This window comes from Bacillus sp. FSL R5-0593 (assembly GCF_038603755.1).
In the GTDB taxonomy this organism is placed as follows: Bacteria; Bacillota; Bacilli; order Bacillales; family Bacillaceae; genus Bacillus; species Bacillus velezensis.
In genome coordinates this window covers 2,585,122-2,607,764 of sequence record NZ_CP152011.1, presented here as the reverse complement: position 1 = coordinate 2,607,764, position 22,643 = coordinate 2,585,122, and the positions used below count along the sequence as shown (strand labels likewise).

Annotated in this window: 23 protein-coding genes; 15 read left to right on the top strand and 8 right to left on the bottom strand. The window is 46.0% G+C overall.

What is annotated here, in order from left to right; all coding sequences use genetic code 11:
* The first annotated feature begins 45 nt into the window (after positions 1-45).
* Together NYE36_RS12705 and NYE36_RS12700 are read left to right on the top strand one after the other, a co-directional pair.
* A complete protein-coding gene (locus NYE36_RS12705) occupies positions 46-999 on the top strand; it encodes an aromatic acid exporter family protein (protein WP_007408388.1) in 954 nt (317 codons plus the stop codon).
* A gap of 69 nt (positions 1,000-1,068) precedes the next feature.
* Positions 1,069-1,599 carry a L,D-transpeptidase gene (locus NYE36_RS12700; RefSeq protein ID WP_007408389.1) on the top strand — a complete coding sequence of 177 codons (531 nt, stop codon included), beginning with the start codon at positions 1,069-1,071 and terminating at the stop codon, positions 1,597-1,599.
* 13 nt (positions 1,600-1,612) lie between these two features.
* Here NYE36_RS12700 and prli42 read toward each other — a convergent pair whose 3' ends face one another.
* On the bottom strand, positions 1,613-1,708 hold the full coding sequence (gene prli42 / locus NYE36_RS12695; RefSeq protein WP_007408390.1) for a stressosome-associated protein Prli42: 96 nt from the start codon (positions 1,706-1,708) through the stop codon (positions 1,613-1,615).
* Positions 1,709-1,801: 93 nt separating this feature from the next.
* Between prli42 and mce the strand changes: the two genes are divergently transcribed.
* The 3 genes from mce to NYE36_RS12680 are packed head-to-tail and all read left to right on the top strand — an operon-like array spanning position 1,802 to position 4,872.
* On the top strand, positions 1,802-2,230 hold the full coding sequence (gene mce, locus NYE36_RS12690) for a methylmalonyl-CoA epimerase (protein ID WP_015240172.1): 429 nt from the start codon (positions 1,802-1,804) through the stop codon (positions 2,228-2,230).
* Positions 2,223-3,740: an acyl-CoA carboxylase subunit beta gene (locus NYE36_RS12685; RefSeq protein WP_124693166.1), complete on the top strand. Its 1,518-nt coding sequence runs from the start codon at positions 2,223-2,225 to the stop codon at positions 3,738-3,740. The genes mce and NYE36_RS12685 overlap by 8 nt, the downstream gene beginning before the upstream one ends.
* Before the next feature lie 16 nt (positions 3,741-3,756).
* Entirely contained in the window at positions 3,757-4,872 is a 1,116-nt protein-coding gene (locus NYE36_RS12680; protein ID WP_003153237.1) for a tripeptidase T, read from the top strand.
* Positions 4,873-4,983: 111 nt separating this feature from the next.
* Here the strand turns inward: NYE36_RS12680 and NYE36_RS12675 are convergent, their stop codons facing one another.
* Positions 4,984-5,820 carry a membrane protein insertase YidC gene (locus NYE36_RS12675; protein WP_007408393.1) on the bottom strand — a complete coding sequence of 279 codons (837 nt, stop codon included), beginning with the start codon at positions 5,818-5,820 and terminating at the stop codon, positions 4,984-4,986.
* Between the two features lie 32 nt (positions 5,821-5,852).
* The gene (locus tag NYE36_RS12670; protein ID WP_003153239.1) at positions 5,853-6,134 is read right to left on the bottom strand and encodes a hypothetical protein; all 282 of its coding nucleotides are present in this window, start codon (positions 6,132-6,134) and stop codon (positions 5,853-5,855) included.
* A gap of 75 nt (positions 6,135-6,209) precedes the next feature.
* Here NYE36_RS12670 and NYE36_RS12665 point away from each other — a divergent pair, with 75 nt between their 5' ends.
* Both NYE36_RS12665 and gndA read left to right on the top strand, forming a co-directional pair.
* Positions 6,210-7,454, top strand: a complete 1,245-nt coding sequence (locus NYE36_RS12665) for a DNA polymerase IV (RefSeq protein ID WP_012117936.1) — start codon at positions 6,210-6,212, stop codon at positions 7,452-7,454.
* 108 nt (positions 7,455-7,562) lie between these two features.
* Positions 7,563-8,972, top strand: coding sequence for an NADP-dependent phosphogluconate dehydrogenase (gene gndA / locus NYE36_RS12660; RefSeq protein WP_003153241.1), 1,410 nt, complete (start codon positions 7,563-7,565; stop codon positions 8,970-8,972).
* Positions 8,973-9,061: 89 nt separating this feature from the next.
* Here the strand turns inward: gndA and zwf are convergent, their stop codons facing one another.
* Positions 9,062-10,531: a glucose-6-phosphate dehydrogenase gene (zwf, locus tag NYE36_RS12655; protein WP_003153243.1), complete on the bottom strand. Its 1,470-nt coding sequence runs from the start codon at positions 10,529-10,531 to the stop codon at positions 9,062-9,064.
* A gap of 208 nt (positions 10,532-10,739) precedes the next feature.
* On the opposite strand from zwf, the gene rnz reads away from it, so the two are divergent.
* Together rnz and rpmG are read left to right on the top strand one after the other, a co-directional pair.
* On the top strand, positions 10,740-11,666 hold the full coding sequence (rnz, locus tag NYE36_RS12650; RefSeq protein WP_062623522.1) for a ribonuclease Z: 927 nt from the start codon (positions 10,740-10,742) through the stop codon (positions 11,664-11,666).
* A gap of 78 nt (positions 11,667-11,744) precedes the next feature.
* The gene (rpmG, locus tag NYE36_RS12645; protein ID WP_003153246.1) at positions 11,745-11,894 is read left to right on the top strand and encodes a 50S ribosomal protein L33; all 150 of its coding nucleotides are present in this window, start codon (positions 11,745-11,747) and stop codon (positions 11,892-11,894) included.
* Between the two features lie 49 nt (positions 11,895-11,943).
* Here the strand turns inward: rpmG and NYE36_RS12640 are convergent, their stop codons facing one another.
* The 3 genes from NYE36_RS12640 to NYE36_RS12630 form a co-directional block, all read right to left on the bottom strand.
* The gene (locus tag NYE36_RS12640; RefSeq protein ID WP_265451236.1) at positions 11,944-12,717 is read right to left on the bottom strand and encodes an alpha/beta hydrolase; all 774 of its coding nucleotides are present in this window, start codon (positions 12,715-12,717) and stop codon (positions 11,944-11,946) included.
* Between the two features lie 113 nt (positions 12,718-12,830).
* The gene (gene namA / locus NYE36_RS12635) at positions 12,831-13,847 is read right to left on the bottom strand and encodes an NADPH dehydrogenase NamA (protein ID WP_265451238.1); all 1,017 of its coding nucleotides are present in this window, start codon (positions 13,845-13,847) and stop codon (positions 12,831-12,833) included.
* Between the two features lie 139 nt (positions 13,848-13,986).
* Positions 13,987-14,310 carry a GlpM family protein gene (locus NYE36_RS12630; RefSeq protein WP_015240166.1) on the bottom strand — a complete coding sequence of 108 codons (324 nt, stop codon included), beginning with the start codon at positions 14,308-14,310 and terminating at the stop codon, positions 13,987-13,989.
* Between the two features lie 138 nt (positions 14,311-14,448).
* Between NYE36_RS12630 and NYE36_RS12625 the strand changes: the two genes are divergently transcribed.
* On the top strand, positions 14,449-15,327 hold the full coding sequence (locus NYE36_RS12625) for a LysR family transcriptional regulator (protein ID WP_265451240.1): 879 nt from the start codon (positions 14,449-14,451) through the stop codon (positions 15,325-15,327).
* A 335-nt stretch (positions 15,328-15,662) separates the two neighbouring features.
* Here NYE36_RS12625 and loaP read toward each other — a convergent pair whose 3' ends face one another.
* Positions 15,663-16,193: an antiterminator LoaP gene (loaP, locus tag NYE36_RS12620; RefSeq protein ID WP_007408401.1), complete on the bottom strand. Its 531-nt coding sequence runs from the start codon at positions 16,191-16,193 to the stop codon at positions 15,663-15,665.
* Positions 16,194-16,927: 734 nt separating this feature from the next.
* Here loaP and fabD point away from each other — a divergent pair.
* The 5 genes from fabD to NYE36_RS12595 are packed head-to-tail and all read left to right on the top strand — an operon-like array spanning position 16,928 to position 22,617.
* Positions 16,928-19,186 carry an ACP S-malonyltransferase gene (gene fabD / locus NYE36_RS12615; RefSeq protein ID WP_265451241.1) on the top strand — a complete coding sequence of 753 codons (2,259 nt, stop codon included), beginning with the start codon at positions 16,928-16,930 and terminating at the stop codon, positions 19,184-19,186.
* 40 nt (positions 19,187-19,226) lie between these two features.
* Positions 19,227-20,207, top strand: a complete 981-nt coding sequence (locus NYE36_RS12610) for an LnmK family bifunctional acyltransferase/decarboxylase (RefSeq protein ID WP_042635336.1) — start codon at positions 19,227-19,229, stop codon at positions 20,205-20,207.
* Between the two features lie 24 nt (positions 20,208-20,231).
* Entirely contained in the window at positions 20,232-20,504 is a 273-nt protein-coding gene (locus tag NYE36_RS12605) for an acyl carrier protein (RefSeq protein ID WP_003153264.1), read from the top strand.
* Positions 20,501-21,865, top strand: coding sequence for a fatty acid--CoA ligase family protein (locus tag NYE36_RS12600; protein WP_007408404.1), 1,365 nt, complete (start codon positions 20,501-20,503; stop codon positions 21,863-21,865). Before NYE36_RS12605 ends, NYE36_RS12600 begins: the two co-directional genes overlap by 4 nt.
* Before the next feature lie 14 nt (positions 21,866-21,879).
* Positions 21,880-22,617, top strand: coding sequence for an SDR family oxidoreductase (locus NYE36_RS12595; RefSeq protein ID WP_042635334.1), 738 nt, complete (start codon positions 21,880-21,882; stop codon positions 22,615-22,617).
* The last annotated feature ends 26 nt before the right edge of the window (positions 22,618-22,643 follow it).

The window sequence follows — 22,643 nt, the reverse complement described above, 5'->3', positions numbered from 1 at the left end:
CTTCTTCTTTTTTTTGAGAAAGAAACAAACAGAATGGAGCAAGCAATGTTTAAAATCGGTTACCGCACACTAAAGACCGCACTTGGAACGGCGCTGGCCATTTATTTAGCCCAGCTGTTGCATCTGCAAAACTTCGCATCCGCAGGAATCATCACCATATTGTGCATCCAGATTACGCAAAAGCGGTCGCTTCAGGCCTCGTGGGCCCGATTTGCCGCCTGTTTATTGGCGATCGTCTTCTCATATGTCTTTTTCGGGCTGATCGGCTATTATCCGTTTGCGATCGGAATATTGCTGGTGCTGTTCATTCCGACTACAGTCGTTTTAAAAATAAACGAAGGAATTGTCACCAGCTCAGTAATCATTCTTCATTTATATATGTCCGGCGGCATTACGATGGCGTTTATCTGGAATGAGTTCCAGCTGATCACCGTAGGTATCGGCGTCGCGCTGTTAATGAATCTGTATATGCCGAGCCTCGACAGAAAACTCGCGGCGTACCGGAAAAAAATCGAGGACAACTTTTCCGTCATCTTCGCCGAAATCGAACGGTATTTGTTAACAGGTGAGCAAGATTGGTCGGGGAAGGAAATACCGGAGACGCATCAGATGATTCAAGAGGCGAAAAACCTCGCCTATCGGGACGTGCAGAATCATATTTTGCGCCATGAAAATCTTTACTATCATTATTTTAAGATGAGACAGAAACAATTTGAAATCATTGAACGGCTGCTGCCGAAGATTACCTCTATTTCAATAACGGTGGAGCAGGGCAAAATAATCGCCCATTTCATCCATGAATTAAGGGAAGCCATTCATCCCGGCAATACCGCTCATAAATTTTTAAAAAGACTTGCAGAAATGAGAACGGAATTTGAAGAAATGCCGCTCCCCGCAACGCGCGAAGAGTTTGAAGCGCGGGCGGCTTTGTTCCACCTCCTCGGTGAGATGGAACAATATCTCGTGATTAAAAGTTATTTCAAAGGCATCAAGCTGTAAAAAACATATGGATCAATCGCATGAGTCCTCCTTTCATTGGTCATTCTAATGAAAAAAGGAGGGGAGCCCATGCGATTTTTTTTATTGTCAGCCGCCCTGCTGCTGTCTCCGCTTTGGCCGCTTGGCGCGAACCCTTTGCCGGGTGACCCTTATATTATCGTCAATAAAGCCACAAATGCGCTTGCTGTTGTGAAGGATAACCGAATACAAGGCATTTATCAGGTGGCGACGGGAAAAACGGATGATTTGACGCCTGAAGGAGAATTTACGGTAACGGTCAAAGCCGTCAATCCGTATTACCGGAAGAAAAATGTAAAGGGAGGCGCGCCGGAAAACCCGCTCGGCGTCCGCTGGATCGGTTTTGACGCGAAAGGAACCGACGGCAGGATATACGGCATTCACGGAACAAACAGAGAAGAGCTGATCGGGGGGTTTGTTTCAAACGGCTGCATCCGTATGAAAAACCGGGATGTCATCCGTATTTTCCGGATTATCCCTCCCGGAACGAAAGTATTGATTACAAAAGAAAACCGCTCATTCGAGGACATTGCAATAGAGCGGAAAGCCCTCATAAAAAAGCAGGAAACCCCCTTGCAATGAGGAGCCTGCTTTTTTACCGCAAATACATCATAATGCCTGAGAGGAGGGTTGAAAGTATAAATACGCCCAAAATGACGATGACGGCGCTTTTCATAAATTTTTGAGACATTGTTTCACTCCTTAAGATTACTGTCTATCATTTTAACGTGTTTTGCTTGTATGAACAAGCCATATCCTATGGCGGAAAGCAGGTGGCCGCGCTATGAAAAAACTTGATCATGTCGGCATTGCCGTCAGCTCTATTGAAGCCGCGAGAGGATTTTACGAACGGATGCTCGGGCTTACGTATATGGGAGACGAGCTGGTAAGCGGCCAAAATGTGAGAGTTGCTTTTTTAGAAGCGGGAGGCACAAAGCTTGAGCTGATTGAGCCGCTGTCGGACGCGTCTCCCGTCAGCTCTTTTTTACAGAAAAGAGGCGAAGGGCTGCATCATTTGGCATTCCGCTGCGCCGATATGAAGGAAACGATCAAGGAGCTTGAAGCATGCCGCATGACTTTGATCCATCATGAACCGCAAAACGGAGCGGGCGGGAAGAAGATCGCATTTCTCTCTCCAAAAGAGGCGAACGGGGTCCTGATTGAGCTTTGTGAAACAATTGAAAAAGGAGAAACTCAAGATGAGCATGAGTGATCATATCAGACACTTAAATGAAAGACGTTCCTTTTTAACAAACGGCGGCGGAGCGGAAAAAAATGAAAAACAGCACAAAAAAGGCAAGCTGACGGCAAGAGAAAGAATTGACTATTTATTGGACGAAGACAGTTTTTCAGAGCTGCAGCCGTTTGCCAAAAGCCGCATGCCCGGATGCCAGAATGCTCCGGGAGACGGCGTTGTTACCGGATACGGCACAATTGACGGACGGCCCGTGTATTTGTTTGCCCATGACTTTACCGTACTCGGCGGGACGCTCGGCGAGACACATGCGGAAAAAATCGCGGCGGTAATGGATCTGGCGGCGAAAAATAAAACTCCGATCATCGGGCTGAACGACTCAGGTGGTGCGAGAATTCAAGAGGGTGTGGTATCATTAAATGGATACGGTCATATCTTTAGGCGCAACGTCCTTTACTCGGGAGTGATTCCGCAAATTTCTGTCATCCTTGGGCCGTGTGCCGGCGGTGCTGTTTATTCACCCGCATTGACGGATTTTGTGATTATGGCGGAACATACGTCGCACATGTTTATTACAGGCCCGAAAGTCATTGAACAGGTGACGGGTGAACAGATTGACGCGGAAAGTTTAGGCGGTGCGGGAATACATAATGTGATAAGCGGAAATGCCCACTATTCCGCACGAACGGAAAAAGAGGCTCTTTCCGCTGTGAAAACCCTGCTTTCTTATCTCCCGCACGGCGGACAGACGGCATCACCCGTTAAAAAGGAAGACGCCAGACCGTTATTAAACACCCTCGTTCCCGCGGACAGTTCGAAACCTTACGATGTGTTACAGGTAATAAAAGAGCTGGCGGATGACGGAACGTTTTTTGACATTCAGCCGTATTTTGCCAAAAACATTGCTGTCGGTTTTCTGAAACTCGGACGGCGTACAGTCGGTGTTGTCGCAAACCAGCCGAAACACTTGGCGGGGAGCCTCACGATTGATGCCGCTGACAAAGCGTCGAGATTCATCCGTTTTTGTGACGCGTTTCATATTCCGCTATTGACGATCGCTGATGTTCCGGGATTTCTTCCGGGCTTTCAGCAGGAACATGCGGGAATCATCCGTCACGGAGCAAAATTGCTGTATGCTTTTGCCGAAGCGACGGTGCCGAAAGTGACGCTCATCATCAGAAAAGCTTACGGAGGCGCCTATGTCGCCATGAATTCGAAAGGGCTCGGGGCAGATCTTGTATTCGCCTGGCCCAATGCGGAAATCGCCGTGATGGGAGCGGAAGGCGCGGCGTCGATTTTATACAGCAGAGACATACAGGCTTCTGAGGACCCGGAGAAAACGAAGCGCGAAAAAAAAGCCATATACGAAAAGGAAAACGCCGGTCCGTATAAAGCGGCGGCCTGCGGAATGGTGGATGATATCATCCGGCCGGAAGACTCGAGGAAAAAATTGATTCAGGCATTTGACATGCTTGCGCATAAGGAAGAGGAAAGACCGAAAAAAAAGCACGGTAATATACCGCTTTAAACGGAGGGAACTGAAAATGGTAAACGAAAAACGTCTGCTTGAAGAATTTCTTGAACTCGTTCAAATTGATTCAGAGACAAAACATGAAGCGGAAATCAGCAAGGTGCTCAAACAAAAATTCACTGATTTAGGATTGAGCGTAAAAGAAGATGATACAAAAGAAGTGACGGGGCATGGAGCCGGCAACTTAATCTGTACGTTAAAGGGCACAAAAGATGCGGATACGATTTATTTCACATCGCACATGGACACGGTTGTCCCGGGCAAAGGCGTTAAGCCGATTGTGGAAGACGGCTATGTAAAATCCGACGGCACGACGATTCTCGGCGCTGATGATAAGACGGGACTTGCCGCAATGTTTGAAGCCATTAAAGTGCTGAAAGAACAAAACATCGAGCACGGCACCATTGAATTCATTATCACGGCCGGAGAAGAATCGGGATTAGTCGGGGCAAAAGCAATGGATCGTTCAGACATTACCGCGAAATACGGTTTTGCGCTTGATTCAGACGGAAAAGTCGGCAACATTATTGTAGCCGCACCGACACAAGCGAAAGTGAGAGCAACCATTTTCGGGAAAACGGCTCATGCGGGGGTAGAACCGGAAAAAGGCATCTCCGCGATTACAATCGCATCAAAAGCAATCTCTAAAATGCCGCTCGGCCGTATTGATAAAGAAACAACGGCTAATATCGGACGTTTCGAAGGCGGCACGCAAACCAATATCGTCTGCGATCAGGTTGATATTCTGGCTGAAGCGCGTTCATTAGTGCCTGAAAAAATGGAAGCGCAAGTGCAGAAAATGAAAGAAGCTTTCGAATCTGCTGCAGCTGAGATGGGAGGCCGCGCGGAAGTGGACATCGCGGTCATGTATCCGGGTTTCAAATATCAGGACGGCGATCAGGTTGTGGAAGTCGCGAAAAAAGCGGCGGCAAAAATCGGCCGGCCGAGCGAACTTCAGACAAGCGGCGGCGGAAGTGACGCAAACGTCATTGCCGGCCACGGCATTCCGACAGTCAACCTGTCAGTAGGCTATGAACAAATCCATACGAAAAATGAAAAAATGCCGATTGAAGAGCTCGTCAAAACGGCGGAAATGGTCGTTGCCATTATCGAAACAGCGGCCAACTAAAAACGAAGCACCCAGTTGATTGGGTGCTTTTCATTCTTCATGATAATTGGTTTAAAGCCTTGCAGATACAAGAAAAAAACCCTGCCGGATAGTTCGGGCAGGGTTTCAGTATTATGATTTGGCGGGCTCCGCCTGAGCCGCAGCTTGTTTCTTTTTATGATGCGTCTGCTGTAAAAGTACATTCTGCACTGTCAAAAACAGTCCGCTTGTAAACCAGTAAAGCGGCAGCGCAGCCGGTACGTTAAGTGAAAAAACGGTCATCATGACAGGGAAAATAAAGACCATGATTTTTGCTGACTGCATCGCGGCCGGATTTTGAGCAGCCGGTGAATATTTCTCGTTTAATTTTTGGGAAATATAAGCCTGTAAGAAATACATGGCCCCCGCGCACAGTGATACAAGAATATCAGAATGCCCTAAGCTGAACCACAGAAATGAGTGTGAAGCGATTTCCGGCGTTGAGCGGATGGCGTAATAAAAACCGATCAAAATCGGGAATTGCACCAGCATCGGAAGACATCCCATTGCCATCGGATTCAGATTGTGCTCACGGTAAAGCTTCATCATTTCCATTTGCAGTTCTTTTTGTTTCTCCGCATCTTTCGTTTGTTTCATTTTAGCCTGAATGCTGTCGACCTGCGGTTTGATCACAGCCATTTTTTCCTGGAACACCCGCTGTTTCTTAAATTGGTTCACAAACAAAGGCAATACAACGATCCGGACGATAATCGTCACCAGAATAATCGACAATCCGTACTCACCGTGGAACAGGCCCGCCACACCTTTTAAAAGTGCCGAAAACGGCTCGATCAGGTAATCGTGGAAAAAACCGATATTCCCGAGGCCTCCCGTCTGAGTCTGAGATGTCGCCGCAAAAGCCGAGCGGCCTGTGCACAGTACGATAAAAAACAATCCGAATGCGATCCATTTTTGATATGTTTTAGACAATTATGTCTCCTCCTTTTTATCTTCACTTGCCGTTATAAAAGGAGGAAGCTGACATCTTCATCATCATTCGCCGGTGAATTCATGCGGATGACTTTACGTATCCAAGTTGTAATGCGATGATATATAATAATAAGAAAGTCTGTTCGGTTCAGCTGAACGACTGCTTGATGTTCATCTATTCGTTTCGTTCTCCAATGCTCGCCTGCGCGGCGCTCACGCAAAAGAAAAGCGATGCCGATCGCGGTCAGAGCGGGAAGAATAATTGTGAAAAAATCGACTAAAAATAAAAAGTCATTCATTGACTCAAGAATCATTTTATCACATCCATTCAGCTCTTATTTTACTACATATATATAAGGTTGTCTATGAAAGGAAAGGAGGCGCCGGGAGTGGCCGGAAAAGGGAGAATTATATTTCATATCGATATGAACAGTTTTTATGCCTCCGTAGAAATGGCGTATGATCCGTCTTTAAGAGGAAAACCTATCGCCGTTGCCGGAAACGTGAAGGAACGGAAAGGAATCATCGTCACCTGCAGCTATGAAGCGAGAGCGCGGGGCGTAAAGACCACCATGCCGGTGTGGCGGGCAAAACGCCTCTGTCCGGAACTCATCGTCGTGCCTCCGAATTTTGACCGCTACCGGAGTTCGTCAAAAGAAATGTTCAGCATTCTGAGGGAGTATACGGATTTAGTCGAGCCTGTTTCTATTGATGAAGGATACATGGATATTACGGACACACCGCACAGCCACAGGGCGTATGAGACAGCCGAAGACATTCAGGCGAGACTGCAAAAAGAGCTTCTGCTTCCGTCAAGCATCGGCATCGCCCCGAATAAATTTCTCGCTAAAATGGCTTCTGACATGAAAAAACCGCTCGGCATCACCATTTTAAGAAAAAGAGAGCTGCCGGACGTATTATGGCCTCTTCCGATTGAAGAGATGCACGGTATAGGAACGAAAACTGCGGAAAAAATAAAAACGCTCGGCATCAAAACGATCGGTGATTTGGCAAAAGGAGATGAACATGCGCTGAAAACGCTTCTCGGCATAAACGGCCCGAGGCTGAAGGATAAAGCGAACGGCATCCATCCTGCAGAAGTCAATCCCGAGCGGATTTATGAATTTAAAAGCGTCGGCAACTCATCCACCCTGTCGCATGATTCGGCTGACTGGGATGAATTAACGGGCGTGTTTGACCGGCTCGCGCTGTCTGTGAGCGAACGGCTCCAGCGTAAGGAGGTCATGGCCTGCCGGCTGTTCATCATGATTCGGTATGCGGATTGGAAAACAGTCACAAGAAGCATGACCCTCAGCAATCCGGCTGATCAGAAAAAAGACATCATGGAAGCGGCGATGGAACTGTTTGACAAGCACTGGAACCAAAACCCGGTAAGGCTTCTCGGCATCACCGGAACGGAACTGGTTGAAAAACAGCAGGCGTATAAACAGCTTGATCTGTTTTCATTCAAGGAGGACGCAAAGGATGAGCCGATTTTTCAGATGATGAACGAGCTGAATGAAAAGTACGGCCAAAACCTGATCAGAAAAGGCGCCGTTATAAAAAAAGAAGAAAGCAAAACAAGGGGAACGAGCTTTAACAGAGACTTTTTCCAGGATGAAAAGAAAAGGTGAATAACTTGAAAAAAGGGGTTATGTATGATAATTTCTTTAGTATAAATATCATTTTATTTTAATTTAAATTTTAAAATGGTTAAACGTTTGAAGAAGGGACGTTAGAATATGTCAAAACAACAAATCGGAGTTATCGGTCTTGCGGTAATGGGTAAAAATCTGGCTCTTAACATCGAAAGCCGGGGATTTTCTGTGTCTGTATACAACAGATCAAGCAGCAAAACGGAAGAGTTTTTAGAAGAGGCAAAAGGCAAAAATGTTGTCGGTACATACAGCATTGAGGAGTTTGTCCAGTCTCTTGAAACACCCCGTAAAATTTTATTAATGGTTAAAGCGGGAACTGCAACGGATGCGACGATTCAATCTCTTCTTCCTCATCTGGAAAAAGACGATATTTTGATTGACGGCGGAAATACATACTATAAAGATACACAGCGCCGGAACAAAGAGCTTGCCGAAAGCGGCATTCACTTTATCGGAACGGGTGTATCAGGCGGTGAAGAGGGAGCGCTGAAAGGGCCTTCTATTATGCCGGGCGGCCAAAAGGAAGCGCACGAACTCGTAAAACCGATTTTAGAAGCCATTTCTGCTAAAGTGGACGGAGAAGCTTGTACGACATACATCGGCCCGGACGGAGCGGGGCACTATGTAAAAATGGTGCACAACGGTATTGAATACGGTGACATGCAGCTGATCTCTGAGTCATATTTCATTCTGAAACAGGTGCTCGGATTGTCTGCCGAAGAGCTTCACGAAGTATTCGCTGAGTGGAACAAAGGAGAGCTTGACAGCTATCTGATCGAAATCACGGCTGACATTTTCACTAAAAAAGATGAAGAAACGGGCAAACCGCTTGTTGATGTCATCCTTGATAAAGCAGGCCAAAAAGGAACGGGTAAATGGACAAGCCAAAGCGCTCTTGACTTAGGCGTGCCGCTTCCGATTATCACTGAATCTGTTTTTGCGCGTTTCATTTCCGCAATGAAAGAAGAGCGTGTGAAAGCAAGCGGCCTACTGTCCGGACCAGACGTTAAGCCGGTCACTGAAAATAAAGAAGAGCTGATTGAAGCGGTCAGAAAAGCGCTCTTCATGAGTAAAATCTGTTCTTACGCACAAGGCTTCGCCCAAATGAAAGCCGCGTCTGAAGAATATAACTGGGATCTGAAATACGGTGAAATCGCGATGATCTTCCGCGGCGGCTGTATCATCCGCGCGGCGTTCCTGCAAAAGATCAAAGACGCATATGACCGTGAACCGGAGCTTGACAACCTGCTGTTAGACAGCTACTTCAAAAACATTGCAGAAAGCTACCAAGGCGCCCTTCGCCAAGTGATTTCACTTGCCGTAGCCCAAGGCGTGCCGGTACCTTCGTTCTCAAGCGCACTTGCGTATTACGACAGCTACCGTACGGCAGTGCTTCCTGCAAACTTGATCCAAGCGCAGCGTGATTACTTCGGCGCGCATACGTATGAACGCACAGATAAAGAAGGTATTTTCCATACTGAATGGATGAAGTAATGAAGAAGCCCCCGCAGTTATTGCGGGGGCTTTTCTGATATTAAAAACCGCGGGCCGTCATGAACGGCGCCGCGGTTTTTGATATTTTCTTATATATTCCACCAGTGGAGACCGTCTTTTTCAAGAAGATCGTCCGAAGCTTTCGGTCCCATTGACCCGGCTTCATAATTCGGAGAAAGGGTTTTGTCGGCTGCCCACGTTTCGGAAATCGCATCGACGAAATTCCATGAAAGCGCCACTTCGTCCCAATGGGCAAAGTTTGTCGCATCACCGAGCAGACAGTCATGGATTAATTTTTCATAGGCTTCCGGTGTGTTCATTTCATCACTGCAGTTGCTGCAGTAGTCCAGCTTAATCGGCTGAGCATGAGCGGCTCCGCCTAATTTTTTAGCATTCAGATATAGTGTAATGCCTTCATCCGGCTGAATATGGATGACAAGCAGGTTCGGATTTACATTCGTTTCATTGCCGTAATAAAGGTTCATCGGAATGTCTTTAAATTGAACGACGATTTTCGTTGATTTTTCTTTCATCCGTTTCCCTGTGCGGATATAAAACGGAACGCCGGCCCAGCGGAAGTTATCGATCAACAGCTTTCCGGACACGAATGTTTCCGTATTGGAATCCGGTGCTACATTATGCTCATCTGTATAGCTTGGTACGGAGTTTCCGTCAATCGTTCCCGCTTGGTATTGTCCGCGGACGAAGTAGTCGCTCACTTCGTTTGGGGCGACAGGGCGGAGAGCTCTCAGCACCTTCACTTTTTCGCTGCGGATTTCTTCCGTGTTCAGTTTAATCGGCGGTTCCATCGCCAAGAGAGCGACCATTTGTAAAATATGGTTTTGAACCATATCACGGAGTGCGCCTGATTTCTCATAATATCTCGCACGATCCTCAACGCCGAGATCCTCACTTGACGTAATCTGGATGTTTGAGATGTAGCGGTTATTCCACAGCGGCTCAAACAGCGCATTCGCAAACCGGATGACTTCGATATTTTGAACCATTTGTTTGCCTAAGTAATGGTCGATCCGGTAAATTTGATCTTCCGTGAAAGCTTCGCGTATTTCTTTGTTAAGCTCTTTCGCACTCGGCAGGTCATGGCCGAACGGTTTTTCAATGACGAGACGGGACCAGCCATTTGTCGCTGTGACACCTTCGTTTTTAAGTGATTTTGCGATCGTGCCGAAAAACTCAGGAGCCATCGCCAAGTAAAACATTCTGTTGTTCGGGATTTCATATGTATGTTCAAGCTGATCAAGCAGGACATTTAGCTCCTGATAGGAACCCGGATTCGTTACATCAAACGGATGGTAATAAAAATGAGATGTGAAATCGTCTATGTCTTTTTGCCCGGCAGAAGAAACAGACGTTTTAACGGTTTCCCGGAGGTCCTCGTTTGACCAAGGTCTTCTTCCAACACCTACAACTGCAAACTCTTCACCAATTTGACCATTTTTATATAAACGGTGAATGGATGGGTAAAGTTTTCGTTTTGCCAAATCCCCTGTGGCACCAAATATTACAATTACTGCTTTTGGTTTGTCGTTTGTTTTCACTTAGAGTACCTCACTTTATCTGAAGCATGGTTTAAAACCCCGCATATTTCCTTCATTTTAAATCTAAAATTCGTTGAAAGCAAACATTTCAGCCTGTTTTTTGCGGTTTGCGGAAAAAAATTAATCAGGCCGGAGAAGGCCCGGGTGAATTCACATTTTCAGCCTGATCCTGTATCCTTAGTAGTACAAAGATCTAGGAGGAAGCATTGTGGAATTATTATTTTTAGGGACGGGGGCCGGCATGCCGGCAAAGACGAGAAATGTAACGTCCGTCGCGCTGAAGCTTCTTGAAGAAAGGCGTTCCGTATGGCTGTTTGATTGCGGAGAAGCCACTCAGCATCAGATATTACATACAACAATCAAACCGAGGAAAATTGAAAAGATTTTCATCACCCACCTTCACGGCGACCATGTTTACGGTCTTCCGGGTCTGTTGGGGAGCCGTTCATTTCAGGGCGGTGAAGAAGAGCTGACGATTTACGGGCCAAAAGGCATTAAAGCCTTTATCGAAACAAGCCTGAACGTGACGGCGACTCATCTGACGTATCCTCTTACTGTACATGAAATCGAAGAGGGGACGGTTTTTGAAGATGAGCAATTCATTGTTACCGCAGCATCCGTCATTCACGGCGTGGAAGCGTTCGGCTACCGGGTTCAGGAAAAGGATATTCCCGGCGCATTGCAGGCCGGCAGATTGAAAGAAATGAATATCCCGCCCGGACCCGTCTATCAGAAAATCAAAAAAGGCGAAACGGTCACACTTGACGATGGCAGAATAATCAACGGGAAGGATTTTTTGGAACCGCCGAAAAAAGGGAGAATCGTCGCTTTTTCCGGGGATACGAGGGCATCAGAGCGGGTAACGGAGCTGGCGCGCAATGCGGATGTGCTTGTTCATGAAGCGACGTTTGCCAAGGAAGATGCAAAGCTCGCACATAATTATTATCACGCGACGACAGAACAGGCTGCGCAAACGGCAAAAAAAGCAGGCGCCAAACAGCTGATCTTAACTCATATCAGCGCAAGGTATCAGGGTGAATCGCCGATAGAGCGTCTCGAACATGAGGCGAAAGCGGTGTTTGAAAACAGTAAGATCGCATTTGACTTCATGGAGGTCACTGTGGAGCGGTCTTAAAAAATGGACGCTTGACATTTTTTTCTGATGAGATATAATAAAGCGTAATAATTACGATTTGTATAAGGGGTGAAAATGATGCGTGTGAATGTTACATTGGCCTGTACAGAGACAGGGGACAGAAATTATATTACGACGAAGAACAAACGGACGAATCCGGACCGGTTAGAAATGAAAAAGTATTCACCCCGGTTGAAAAAGTATACTTTGCATCGTGAGACAAAATAGATCACGATAACAAAAGCCATTGTGTCGTTGCACAATGGCTTTTGTTTTATCAGTTTACCGCCTGATAGGCAGGAGCATTCATTTGCTGGCGCACCGCGCACCAAACATCATAAATGGCAAGGTGGACGATGTGCGGTTCATCGTGGTGAATGGCATGAGAACTGTTTTTGGCCTGAATCCATCCGCTTTGATAAGAGACATCAAGCATGCTTCTGTGCAGTTTCACCCATTGTTCATGAGCGTGCTTTAAGCGCTCATCCCGCTCTCCCGATGATAAAATCAACAGCGGCATATCGCCGAAATGAATCTGCTGATGCTTGATCTGACGAAGGCTCGTCAAAAATTCCGCGTGTGATCCTTCCAATATGAACTGTTTCAAATAGGCGGCTTTCATTTCTTCGGGAAGAAGCGGAAGCACTTTCGTCTCCTGATCCTCAGAAACCGGATCAAGCATCACCATCCCGAGAATATCCCGGCGGTTCCGGCTCGCCCAAAGTCTGCTGATAATCGCGCCGTATGAATGCGAGACGACAAGATAAGGAGGCTTGACGCCGGCCTTCAGAAGAAGAGCGTTTAATTCCTGTACCATGTGGTCCGCCGTTCTCTTGTTTCGGCTTTGTCCGCTTTTGCCGATTCCGGCTCTGTCATATGTGAAAACCCCAAATTCTTCATCTATGTCAGCGAGTAATGATGTCCATGTTTCAGAAGAAGTACCGTAGCCGGCTTCAAAGACGATCGTCACTTCGCCGGCGCCTTTACGGTGTTTCGTATAATACGGACACCCGTCAATCAGATATGTCCTTTCCATCCATGCTGCTTTCATTGGAGTCATCCCCTCTAATTGGTTCTATAGGGAAGACGGAGAAGCTTCGGCAATCGTTTCTCAAAAAATAAAAAAAGAGACAGCCGGATCGAAAAACTCCGGCTGTCACTTCATCACCATGCTCTGTCGTATTGAACCGGTGACGGTATTTCAGTATTCAGCTGCTTCGCTGCACTCCTTGCAAAATGCGGATCGCGCAGAAGTTCTCTCGCGACAAAAATAAGGTCAGCGCGGTTGTTTTGCAGAATTTCTTCCGCCATTGTTCCCGTCGTTATCAAACCGACGGCGCCTGTTGCGATTTCGACCTGTTCACGGATTTTCTCTGCGAAGCTCACTTGGTAGCCGGGGAAGACGTTAATATCAGCTTGAACGAGTGCGCCTGAGCTGCAATCAATGAGGTCGACTCCCTGTTCTTTCATCCACTTCGCAAAACCGATATGATCCGCAATGTCCAGCCCTTTGTCTGTATAATCCGATGCAGAAATACGGACAAATAACGGGCCGTCCCAGACTTCCTTGACGGCTTCAATGGTCTCGCCTAAGAAGCGGTAGCGATTTTCATGTGAGCCTCCGTATTCGTCTGTACGGTGATTGGACAGAGGGGACAGAAATTCGTGCATTAAGTAGCCGTGTGCCGCATGAAGTTCAATAATGTCAAAGCCGGCTTCTTTCGCGCGCGCCGCTGCCTGTTTGAATTCCTGAATGGTTTCTTTAATTTGTTCTGTCGTCATTTCAGCCGGTGTTTTGGACTGCTCATCGAACGGAATGGCTGACGGAGCGTAAATGTCTCCCTCAAGCTCAGCTTTACGTCCGGCGTGCGCAAGCTGAATGCCGATTTTAGATCCTTGCGCTTTCACTTGTTCCGTCAGTTTGGCAAAACCTTCGATATGATCATCGCTCCAAATGCCCAAATCCTGATCGGAAATGCGCCCCTGCGGATTAACGGCTGTCGCTTCCACGATAATCAGGCCGACCTGTCCGATTGCACGCGATATGTAGTGCGCCATATGAAAAGGCTGCAGTTTTCCGTCCTTCTCATGTGAGGAATACATGCACATCGGTGCCATAACAATACGGTTTTTGATCGTTACATCTTTAACGGTCCATGGTGTGAATAATTTTCTGGCCATTTATTTCGCCTCCCGGAATGTTTTTAGACATTGATTATAACAACTCATGATCATTCAGTCATATAAACTGCTCACAACTGAACACATCGTTCTTATTGTTCTGGACGGGCATTTTTTTATACACAGCGGTGCCGTATCTTCATAACAGGCATTTACAGCCGATCATATAGCAAATATAGATGAGAAACGCACCGATGACTGCGTGGCCTCCTTTGAACCAGTTTGTCAGGATGAAAATAGAGCTGATGAAGATCACCGCGCCGAAGGCACCGAATATTCCGTTTTTTTGAGCGGCTCTGAAATCGTCGGGGCTCATATTTTTCAGCTGCAAGTGAATATTCAGTAACGTCATAATCGGCAGCAATGTAATAACGCCTGATAAAAATAAGTATTTCGACTTGCTTAAATACGCGGCGGCCACCATAACGGTGCCGCCGATAAAAAATTGAATGAGAAAACTCATGCTGAAACGCTCACCTTCTGTTTGTGATCAAGTATAATGATGGAGACATTGCCATTTTATTTTTGATTAATGTATAAGTAAACTAAATATAACTAATGCATTGGATAATAAAGAATGATATCTGGGAGATGAAGCCGGTTGGATTTAAAGAAGCATTTAGCCTTTATTAAAACGGTTGAAAGCGGCAGCCTGACCCAAGCCGCTGCCATATTGAATTACACACAGCCGAACATCAGCCAAATGATCAGTAAATTAGAGGAAGAGTACGGTTTTCCGCTTTTGATCAGACAGCGGCATGGAGTGAGGCCCACCGCAAATGGCTTGAAAGTGTTACATATTATGAAGGAAATTCAAAAAAACTATGAAAAACTGTCTCAAACCGTTGATAATATTAATGGGTTAGAAAGAGGGGAAGTCCGGCTCGGCACTGTTACGAGCGTGGCGGTAAAATGGCTGCCGAAAATTTTGAGGGAATTTAATGAGCTGTATCCTTCCATTAAGGTGCATTTGTTTGAAGGAAATTCTACTGAACTGGAAGAATGGCTGAAAGATGACCGGATTGATGCGGCGATCGGGACATCCCACAGCGAGAAGTGGCATTTTTACCCGTTGGCCGAGGATCCGATTGTAGCGGTGATGAGCCCGCAGCATAAATTGGCGGAATGTGAAACGGTTCCGTTACATGTCATGGAATCCGTCAAATGTATCGTGCCTTATCCGGAGACACATTTTGATGTGCTGAAAGTGCTGAAGGAAGAAAAGATCACACCGCGGGTCGCTTATCAAATCAGAGGGGATGAAGCGATTATTGCAATGGTGCGGAACAATCTGGGGATCAGCATCTTGCCGCAGCTTTTGGTGAATGATTGTGATGTGCTCATCAAACGGTTCGACCGGTATGTCTCCAGGCAGCTCGGCATTTTGACAGCTCATGCAAAGGAGACGCAGACACCTTCTGTCCAGAAACTGATTCAATGCATACAAGAATGGGTTGCGGTCCGTCAGGCTTCTGTCTGAAGAAGCCTGATGGACCGTTTAAACCGGTTCAGCATAATAGACCAGCATAAAATATGTCACCGGTTCATCCGAGGAATTAAAATAACCGTGCGGCGTCGTCGCCCGAAGTCAGCACATGCTTTTCGTCATCAAGCTCAACCGTCAATTCACCGCTCTTGATTAAAATGTATTCCCCTAAATGTGATTTTGCCTCATGGGCGCAGCCCGGCTTCAGGTCAACTATGTCAAAAAGTTTGACCGTGACGGTGGTGAGCGGGGTTATTTCGGTGTCGGGCTTTCGTTTGTATATAAAAAGGGCATCAACGGCACATGCTGTTGATGCTTTTTTTGAAATGCTAGGGTTTGGAGAGCACTTCAATTCCGACGTTGACCATTTTGTCCAGTCCCATAAAAGACAGGCAGATTTTGGCGCGTCTTTTTCTTTTATCGATCTTTTTAATAATGCCTTCCATTCCTTTAAGAGGCCCTGAGGCAACGGTTACTTTTGAATTTTCAATATAGACTTTTGAATAATCTACAGTGTCTCCTTCTCCGATCAGCCTAATGATAGGGAGGATTTCTTCATCCTTAATTGTCGTGAAATAGGTTTTACGCTCTTTGGAATAATATGCGCCGTTATTCACGATTCTGCATGAAATGGGGAGTTCTTTGATTTTATGAAATGTCCGCTCTGTCATCTTCGTTTTAAACAGCACATATCCCGGAAACATCTTTTTGAGTGCCTCGTATTTGATTCCGGCTTTTCGTTCTGTGACTTTTTTCTTGGGTATGATTGAGTAGAGAGCCTGCTCATCAAACTGCAGACGCAGAAATTTTTGAACTGTTTCTTCTTTTCCGGACTCTACAAAAAGTGCGTACCATTTCATGACTGGGTCCTCCTTAGAATAATAAGAAATTATTATACAAAGAAAGTATTTAATGGATAGTATTTAAAGTGATTAAAAATTTTTCTAATTCGTCTTTTTTTTACATAATATATGAAAATGAAAAATAAGTATAGACCCAATTGACAGAGAAGCGATGAAATTTTCTTTGACATGAAAAGGGTTCAGGGAATTATCTGACATTTATCCCGAAACAATTATGCCGACTGTCCACCGAACATAAAACTGTGGAATAAATGTCAGAAAATAACGAAATAAATCCTTGACATTATTATCTATAAATTGATATTATTCTCTTTAAATAGCAACTATTTGTTAAATTTATTAAATTGATGTAAAGCACCTATTAAATTTCAATCGCTGTTTCGGCACGTTGAAGAGGAAATAGGGATTATAAAAATGATTGTAGTGTATATATCTACATATACATGATAAGGGAGAAGTGTGCCGTCATGGCTGTTTTCGGGCATATTGGCACTGCAGCTTGTCATGCGAAACATTCAGTAAACAAGCAAGATGTCTTTATATAAATTATGTTAGAAAAGGAAAACACAATGCGTTTGCGATTTTTAAACCTTTGCTGAATCGCAAACGCGTTTGTGTTTTTATTTTTATGCCGGTGTTTACACCAGTCAATATATGAAATAAGAGACGTTTTTGTATGGAGATCCACATGTGATGTACAAAATTGGCGATGCGGAAAGGATGAGGATAAGATGCTTACGTTTGTGTTCCCGGGGCAGGGTTCTCAATTTAAAGGAATGGGAGCCGGACTGTTTGATGAATTTCAAGATCTGACACGTCAGGCTGATGACATATTAGGCTACTCTATAGAAGAATTGTGTCTGGAGGATCCGAATCACCAGCTGGGGAAAACGCAATTTACCCAGCCGGCGTTATATACGGTGAGTGCACTCAGTTATTTAAAGAAAATGAAAGAGTGCGGCAGAGAGCCTGATTACGCCGCAGGGCACAGTTTAGGAGAATATAATGCGTTATTTGCGGCCGGCTGCTTTGATTTTGAGACCGGTTTGCAGCTTGTAAAAAAAAGAGGGGAGCTCATGAGCAAGGCAGCTCCCGGAGGCATGGCGGCGGTTTTGGGGTTTACCGCTGAACAAGTAAAAGAGGTTCTATCCGATTATCATCTGACCGGCATTGATATCGCTAACCACAATTCACCTTCGCAAATTGTGATCGCCGGAACGAAACAAGACATTGAAAAAGCGGGCCCCGTTTTTGAAAAAGCCGGCGTGAGAATGTACCTTCCTTTAAATGTGAGCGGCGCCTTCCATTCCCGCTATATGAAAGATGCTGAAAAAGAGTTCGCGGATTATTTAGAAGAAACGGCGTTTTTGCCTCTTCGTTTTCCGGTGATCTCAAATCTTCATGCCGCACCTTATAAGAATGATGAAATCAAAACAAATCTGACTTTGCAAATGACCAATCAGGTAAAGTGGACGGACACGATACGCCGTCTGATGGGACTTGAAAATAATGAAATTGCAGAAGTCGGGCCCGGGGAAGTGCTGACAAAACTGACGCGTCAGATTAAAAAAGATGCCGTCCCATTACCTATGCCGAAAGAAGAGTCTGATACTGCTGATGTTAAAGTATCGGCAGCTGATCCGCAAAAAACGGCGGGAATGAGATTAGGGAACGAAGATTTTAAAAAAGATTATAACATCCAATATGCTTACATGACGGGCTCCATGTACAGGGGAATTGCTTCGGAACAGATGGTCATTAAAGCGGCAAAAGCGGGAATGCTGGGCTTTTTCGGAACGGGCGGATTGAGTATCGAACGGATCGGACAGGCCATCGGAACCATCCGGTCTGCACTGCGGCAAGGGGAAACATTCGGAATGAATCTTCTTCATCATATGATGTCACCTGACAAGGAAGTCAGAATGATAGATTTATATTTGAAAAACGGCATTCATCTTATTGAAGCATCGGCATTTATGGGCATAACCCCCGCTCTTGTTATATACAGGGCAAGGGGACTAAGCAGGAATCATGACGGGTCGGTGTCAGTTCAAAACAGAATCATCGCGAAAGTATCCCGGCCTGAAGTCGCTGAGGCCTTTCTGAATCCGGCTCCGGCTCATGTGCTGGAAAGACTTGTGTCTGACAATCGGCTGACAGCCGGGGAAGCGGCGCTTGCAAAAGAAATTCCGATGGCTGATGACATTTGCGTTGAAGCGGATTCAGGAGGGCATACTGACCAAGGGATTCCGTATACATTAATGCCTGCCATGATCAGACTCAGAGACCGCATGATGGAGAAGCACGGTTATGCGAAAAAAGTAAGAATCGGCGCAGCGGGCGGCATCGGCACTCCGGAAGCGGCTGCTGCCGCGTTTCTGCTCGGCGCCGAATTTATCGGAACCGGTTCTATTAATCAATGTACGGTCGAAGCCGGGACAAGTGATTCAGTGAAAGATCTGCTTCAGGAAGCGAACGTTCAGGATACGTCATACGCTCCCGCGGGAGATATGTTTGAAGCGGGAGCAAGGGTGCAGGTGCTGAAAAAAGGACTGTTTTTCCCGGCAAGAGCCAATAAACTCTTTGACTTGTACAGACAATACAATTCTTTAGATGAAATAGATGAAAAAACGAAAACATTAATTGAAGAAAAGTATTTCCAGCGCAGTTTTGAAGAAGTGTATGAGCAGTTGAAACGTGATAAATCTCCTGAGCAGATCGCCAAAGCCGAACAGAATCCGAAACACAAAATGGCGATGGTATTTAAATGGTATTTTTCTCATACGACAAGGCTCGCTCTGGAAGGAAAAAGCGAAAGTAAAATAGATTACCAAATTCATTGCGGCCCTGCGCTCGGCGCGTTTAATCAATGGGTGAAAGGAACCCCGCTTGAAAATTGGAGAAACAGGCATGTCGATCTGATCGGCAAACAGCTCATGGAAGAAACAGCCGGCCTTCTTGCGCAAAGGCTGGTATCGATTACAGGCTGAGTATGACCAGACATTACATTTTTTCTGCGGAGGACAGACCATGCTGATTGAAAATCATGAATTAACGATGAGCCATGTCGGGTTAGGGAATTTGAATGAGTACGCGCTGCTGCTGTTATTCGGCAACGCACACAGTCACCATTTAACGGACGGAACAGGATTCCGGCCTGATCAGATGGCCGATCACCAAGGGCTGATTTTGTATCCGGCTTATTTTATGACACATCTCAAAGTTCCTTCAGATCAGCCTCTTGATCAGTACCGATTATGGGACGAGGTTTCCGTCGGAGTCGATATCTCCCGGTTTGGAGAAACCATATTAGAATCTGATTATTTGTTCGGGCCGAAAGGAGCGGTCAGCTCTGATAAAAGCGAGTGGGACCGGGGACGGTTTCCTTCTATGAAAGCCAATAGTTTAATTGTCGTCGACGTCACACAAACAGAAGGTTCGACGCGCAAAGTCTCAGCGCCTAAGGCTGAATGCATTGCGGAACTTTCTAAGCTAGCCAAGCCGCCTTACGCGCTGATGCGGTCAAAGAAAATCAGAACGGACGCCTTCGGTATGAAGCCGGGCAATCTCAAAACAGCAGACCCCGTTTCATATCGGGTTCCTATTGATCAGGATGCTGCGCCCGGGCATGCCATGGTGTTTGCGAAATTCAGCAAGATAATGGATGCGGCGGAATTTGAATGGATGACGCGCCGGTCGAAGCCGGGTTTTCCGGTTTCAATCGCGCGGCATTTATTTTTGCTTGAAAGAGAGACGTATTATTACGGAAATTGTTTTGCAGATGAAGAGCTTGATATTTATATGACGGGACACATTGAAGAATGCGATCCCGACTTTCACGGTGAGTCCCTCGGTATGATCTCAGTGGCGAAAATCAGCTATCAGATTGAAGTCTATATGAAAAGAAATCATACATTGCTGGCCATTTCCAAGGTGGACAAGCTGCTGGCGGTGCCGACCTCTTCACAAGATCATATTCCGGATTATAAGCGGGTCATCAGAAGTTTATAAAATGAAGAATGGAGCTGAAAGCAAATGGAACAAACCAAGGAAATGAAGCAGATCATCGCACAAATCATTCAGGACATTCAAGAACAGCAGTCATATCGGGCCGTCGAAGCGGGGGATGATGTGAGAGTCATAGAGGATCTGGGCTTCTCATCACTGGATATCGCTCAATTAGTCGCACAGATGGAGATGGAAACCGGAGTAGATCCTTTTTCCCAAGGAGAAACGATTTCCAGCATTACAACCGTCGGCAGCATTTGTGATATTTATCAAAAATATATGGACAGTGCTCAATCATGAAAACAGAAAGCGGGGGAGATATCAGCTGGGTGACTGATAAGCTTAGGGAAACGCAAGACAGTGAGTTTCTCATTTTTAAAGGGCAGACTTTTACGTATGATGATTTGCTGACACGAATCAGCTTTTTTCAGAAAGAACTTGAACAAAACGGAATACGTGAAGGAGAATGTGTGGCGCTTATCGGGGATTATTCCCCGAACGCCATTTTTTTGCTGATGGCGCTTTTGTTAAACCGAAATATCGTTGTCCCTCTCAGCAATGAATCAAGGGAAAAGCATCTCGATATGTTTGAAGACGCGAAAGTGAATCAAATCATTGAAATAAATGAAAATGACAGCTGGACGCTTCGTGCAGGTTCTGAAAGCGCCTCTCACCCTCTGCTTGATGACCTGCGCGAGAGAGGGGAGTCAGGCATTATTATTTTCACATCGGGAACTTCCGGCAAAAGCAAAGCATCCGTGTTAAGCGCCGGCCGGCTGCTTGAAAAATATAAAACGGCGAAGAGAAAACCGCTGCGTACGCTCATTTTTCTGAAATTGGATCATATCGGCGGCATTAATACGCTGTTTGCGATTCTGTTTAACGGGGGGACCATCGTCACATCAGACAGCAGAACGCCGGAGTCCGTTTATCAGGCGGTCGACAAGCATGCTGTCCAAGTGCTCCCCGCCACCCCGACCTTTTTAAACATGCTGCTGATGTCCAAGGCGGATGCCGGCTATAACCTCTCTTCACTCCGGCTGATCACTTACGGCACAGAACCGATGCCCAAATCAACGCTGCGCGGCATTCACCGGCTGTTTCCGGATGTACGGCTGAAACAAACATATGGATTAACTGAACTGGGTATATTCTCAACGAAATCAAAAGACAGCCAATCCACTTGGATGAAAGTGGGCGGTGCCGGAACAGAGACCAAAATTACCGGAGGCACGCTTTGGGTCCGTTCTGAGTCGGCGATGCTCGGCTATTTAAACGCACCGTCACCTTTCGATGAAGACGGCTGGTATGACACCGGTGACCAGGTGGAAACAGACGGCGAATATATAAGAATCCTTGGAAGAAAGAGTGAAATCATTAATGTGGGCGGAGAGAAAGTGTTTCCGGCAGAGGTGGAAAGCGTCTTTCTGGAGATACCGAATGTCCGGGATGTTCTCATAACGGGAAGAAAAAATCCGATTACGGGCGAGATTGTCGCAGCAGAGGCCGTGCTTGAAAAAGAGGAAGATATCAAATCTTTCAGAAAGCGGGCCGTAGCTCATTGCAAACAGAAGCTGCAGCCATATCAGATACCGCAGATCATCTCTGTTACAGATCGGAAACTGTCTAATGACCGATTTAAAAAAATAAGAAACGTGTAAAACAGGAGGCAAATATGAATAACGGAAAAGTAGCGGTCGTCAGCGGAGGAAGCCGGGGGCTCGGAAAAGCGATTGTACATACGCTTTTGGATGAGGATTACAAAGTAGCCGCTTTCAGCCGCAGTGAATCTGATTTTATTAACACATTGAGAGAGAGTGAAAAGTACCGCGGCCGCTTTTATTGGGAAGCGGCGGATGCGGCGGATGATGCCGCCATGAAACAGTTTGTTCTTCAAGTATACCGCAAGTTTTCCAGAATAGACGGCTTGGTCAATAACGCCGGTTTGAACCTTGATCAGCTGCTGCCCCTGACCAATGATGAAGACATTGACCGCATCCTCAATCTGAATATCGGCTCAGTCATCAAGCTGACCCGAAACGTTTCCCGTGTCATGCTGAAACAAAATTCCGGATCAATCGTTAACATAAGCTCCATTATCGGCTCAAGAGGATTTAAAGGCACTTCAGTCTACAGCGCATCCAAAGCGGCTCTTGACGGCTTGACGCGAAGCTTGGCCAGGGAGCTCGGGTCTAAAGGAATCCGTGTCAATTCACTTGCGCCCGGTTTTGTGGATACCGATATGACGAAAAATATGCCGGAAAAACAAAAATCGCAGATTATCAGAAGGACACCGATGGGGCGTTTAGGCGAAACAGACGATATGACCGGACTCGTTCGTTTCCTGCTTTCTCCTGAATCGTCCTTTATGACCGGACAGACAATGGCCATAGACGGCGGATTAACTTGTTAAAGCACAGAAAAATTCTTTTGTACAAG